The 3,531-nt window shown below is 62.6% G+C and carries 5 protein-coding genes; all 5 read left to right on the forward strand.

All coding sequences use genetic code 11. The annotated features are described in order from the left end of the window. Window positions 1-703: thiamine pyrophosphate-dependent enzyme (locus H7U37_RS14585; RefSeq protein WP_204876862.1), on the forward strand; the 703-nt coding region annotated here is incomplete at its 5' end. 5 nt (window positions 704-708) lie between these two features. Further along, window positions 709-1,281, forward strand: coding sequence for an indolepyruvate oxidoreductase subunit beta (locus tag H7U37_RS14590; protein WP_204876863.1), 573 nt, complete (start codon window positions 709-711; stop codon window positions 1,279-1,281). A 42-nt stretch (window positions 1,282-1,323) separates the two neighbouring features. Beyond that, window positions 1,324-2,625 carry a phenylacetate--CoA ligase family protein gene (locus tag H7U37_RS14595; protein WP_204876865.1) on the forward strand — a complete coding sequence of 434 codons (1,302 nt, stop codon included), beginning with the start codon at window positions 1,324-1,326 and terminating at the stop codon, window positions 2,623-2,625. Between the two features lie 15 nt (window positions 2,626-2,640). Further along, on the forward strand, window positions 2,641-3,072 hold the full coding sequence (locus tag H7U37_RS14600) for an ACT domain-containing protein (protein WP_204876867.1): 432 nt from the start codon (window positions 2,641-2,643) through the stop codon (window positions 3,070-3,072). A gap of 36 nt (window positions 3,073-3,108) precedes the next feature. Continuing rightward, the coding region (locus H7U37_RS14605; protein ID WP_204876868.1) for an aminotransferase class I/II-fold pyridoxal phosphate-dependent enzyme at window positions 3,109-3,531 on the forward strand (423 nt) is incomplete at its 3' end.

The raw sequence follows: 3,531 nt of genomic DNA on the forward strand, positions 1-3,531 counted from the left end.
CCGCGGCCTCTTCTTCACCCTCAATAAGCTCAAGCTCACCGTGCTGGGCGACATCGGCTGCTATACCCTGGGCGCCGTCGCCCCCCTGGCCGCCATCGACTCCACCCTCTGCATGGGCGCTTCGGTCTCCGGCATCCACGGCTTCCTCAAGGCCGGCGGCGACCCCAAAAAGACTGTGGCCGTCATCGGCGACTCTACTTTTATGCACTCCGGCATGACCGGCCTGGTCAACATCGCCTACAACGAGTCCCCCGCCACCGTCATCATTCTGGACAACTCCATCACCGGCATGACCGGCCACCAGCAGAACCCCACCACCGGCTACAACCTCAAGGGCGACCCCTGCACCAAGATCGACCTGGAGACCCTCTGCCGCTCGGTGGGCATCCGCCGGGTGCGGGTGGTGGACCCCTACAACCTGAGCCAGTGCGAGACCGCCATCAAGGAAGAGCTGGAAGCCGACGAGGCCTCGGTCATTATCTCCCGCCGGCCCTGCGCCCTCCTCAAGTACGTCAAGCACAAAAAGCCCCTCACTGTGGACGCCTCCAAGTGCGTGGGCTGTAAGTCCTGTATGCGCATCGGCTGCCCCGCCATCTCCATCGTGGACGGCAAGGCCGCCGTGGACGCCACCCTCTGCGTGGGCTGCGGCGTGTGTCAGCAGCTTTGTAAATTCGACGCCCTCCAGGGCCATGAGGAGGTTTAACTGCCATGAAAACCAAAAATATCATGATCGTCGGCGTGGGCGGTCAGGGCTCCCTCCTGGCCAGCAAGCTGCTGGGCCGCCTCCTGCTGGACAAGGGCTATGATGTCAAGGTCTCCGAGGTCCACGGCATGAGCCAGCGGGGCGGCAGCGTGGTCACCTACGTCCGCTTCGGCGACAAGGTCTACTCCCCCGTCATCGACAAGGGAGAAGCCGATTTTATCGTCTCCTTCGAGCTCCTCGAGGCCGCCCGCTGGACCGAGTTCCTCAAGCCCGGCGGCCACATTGTCACCAACACCCAGCAGATCAACCCCATGCCCGTCATCACCGGCGCCGCCGCCTACCCCGCCGGCCTGGTGGAGGAGATGGAGCAGAAGGGGGTCTCCGTGGATGCCTTCGACGCCCTCTCCGCCGCGGAGCAGGCCGGAAGCCCCAAGGCCGTCAACCTGGCCCTCATGGGACGCCTCTCCCGCAGCTTCGACTTCTCCCTGGATGATTGGATGGACGCCATTCAGAAGAGCGTGCCCCCCAAATTCCTGGAGCTCAACCAGAAAGCCTTCCGGCTGGGCCGGGACGCCTGAGCCTTTCCCTTACTCTCCACCAAGAAAGGAACGACCGAAACCATGGAACGCTATTATCAGCCCGAGATCGAGTGCGCCAGCCGGGAGCAGATCCTGGCCTGGCAGAATGAACGCCTGGTCCAGCAGGTCCGCAACGTGTGGGACAACGTGCCCTACTACCGCGCCAAAATGGAAGCCAAGGGGTTAACACCCGACGACATCAAGGGTGTGGACGACCTCCACAAGCTCCCCTTCGTCACCAAGGACGACCTGCGCCAGGCCTACCCCTACGGCCTCCTCGCCCGCCCCCTCAAGGACTGCGTCCGCATCCAGTCCACCTCCGGTACCACCGGCAAGCGGGTGGTGGCCTTCTACACCCAGCACGACATCGATCTCTGGGAGGATTGCTGCGCCCGCGCCATCGTGGCCGCCGGCGGCTCCAACGAGGACGTCTGCCAGGTCTCCTACGGCTACGGTCTTTTCACCGGCGGTCCCGGCCTCAACGGCGGCTCTCATAAGGTGGGCTGCCTCACCATCCCCACCTCCTCGGGCAACACCGAGCGGCAGATCATGTTCATCCGTGACCTGAACGCCACCATTCTCTGCTGCACTCCCTCCTACGCCGCCTACCTGGGCGAGTCTATGAAGGAAATGGGCCTCACCCCCGACCAAATCCCCCTGAAGGCCGGCATCTTCGGCGCCGAGGCCTGGAGCGAGGAAATGCGGCAGGATATCCAAAAGACGCTGGGCATCAAGGCCTACGACATCTACGGCCTTACCGAGCTCTCCGGCCCCGGCGTCTCCTTCGAGTGCTCCGCCCAGACCGGTATGCACATCAATGAGGACCACTTTATCGCCGAGATCATCGACCCCGACACCGGCGAGGTCCTCCCCGACGGCACCCAGGGTGAGCTGGTCTTTACCTCCATCACCAAGGAGGCCTTCCCCCTCCTCCGTTACCGCACTCGGGACATCTGCGTCCTGAGCCGGGAGAAGTGCCCCTGCGGCCGTACCCACGTCAAAATGTCCAAGCCCAGAGGCAGAAGCGACGATATGCTCATCATCAAGGGCGTCAACGTGTTCCCGTCTCAGATCGAGACCGTCCTTCTGGGTCAGAGCTTCGCCCCCAACTACCAGATCATCGTGGACCGGGTCAACAACACCGACACCCTGGAGGTTCAGGTGGAGATGACCCCCGAGATGTTCTCCGACCAGCTGAGCCAGGTCTCTGAGATGGAAAAGAAACTGGTGGGCGATCTCAAGTCCATGCTGGGTATCTATGCCAAGGTCCGCCTGGTGGCCCCCAAGTCCATCCAGCGCAGCGAGGGCAAGGCCGTCCGCGTCATCGACAGACGCAAGATCTGAGAGAGGAGCTGCATTATGACCATCCATCAGATTTCCGTATTCCTGGAAAACCGCGCCGGACAGCTGGCCGAGATCGCCGCTGTTCTGGCCGAGCGCAACATCAACCTCCGGGCCATCCACATCGCCGAAACCAGCGACTACGGCGTCCTCCGCATGATCGTGGACCGCTCCCAGGAGGCCGCTTCCGTCCTGCTGGAGCATGGCTTCATCCTGTCCATGACCCCTGTGCTGGCTGTGGTCGTCCCCGATGAGCCCGGCGCGCTGGCCAGAGTGCTGGGCGTCCTGGCCAAGGAGCAGATCGACGTGGAGTATATGTACTCGGTCTTTGGCCTGGTCAGCGATCGGGCCTGCATGATCTTCCGCGTGGCCGACGTGGACCGCCTCTCCGCCGTCCTCACCGCCAACCATATGACCCCCGTGGCCGGCGACGTTCTGGGTATCCATTAACATCATCTTACCATTGAGAAAGCGAGGCCGACCGCCATGCAGGAATTGAGCAGAAAAACCAAATACTTTACCGACTCCGTCATCCGCCGCATGACCCGCATCGCCATCGACTGCGGCGCCATCAACCTGGCCCAGGGCTTCCCCGACTTCGATCCCCCCAAGGCCATGCTGGACCGCCTGGAGCAGGTGGCCCATGAGGGCCCCCATCAGTACCCCATCACCATGGGCGCCCCCAACTTCCGCCAGGCCCTGGCCAAAAAGTGCGGCCGCTTTATGGGCCGTACTTTGGACCCCGACACTGAAATGGTGGTGACCATCGGTTCCACCGAGGCCATGGTGGATACCATCTTTGCCCTGACCAATCCTGGCGACAAGATCGTCATGTTCTCCCCCTATTTTGAGAACTACCACGCCCAGGCCCTCTTTGCCGACTGCACCCCCATCTATGTCCCCCTTATC

This window comes from Pseudoflavonifractor phocaeensis (genome assembly GCF_016901735.1).
GTDB lineage: Bacteria > Bacillota > Clostridia > Oscillospirales > Oscillospiraceae > Pseudoflavonifractor_A.

What these genes read in the sequence shown, in the direction of transcription:
- H7U37_RS14595 (WP_204876865.1), top strand. Translation starts at nt 1,324, where the DNA reads ATGGAACGCTATTATCAGCCCGAGATCGAGTGCGCCAGCCGGGAGCAG.
- H7U37_RS14600 (WP_204876867.1), top strand. Translation starts at nt 2,641, where the DNA reads ATGACCATCCATCAGATTTCCGTATTCCTGGAAAACCGCGCCGGACAG.
- H7U37_RS14590 (WP_204876863.1), top strand. Translation starts at nt 709, where the DNA reads ATGAAAACCAAAAATATCATGATCGTCGGCGTGGGCGGTCAGGGCTCC.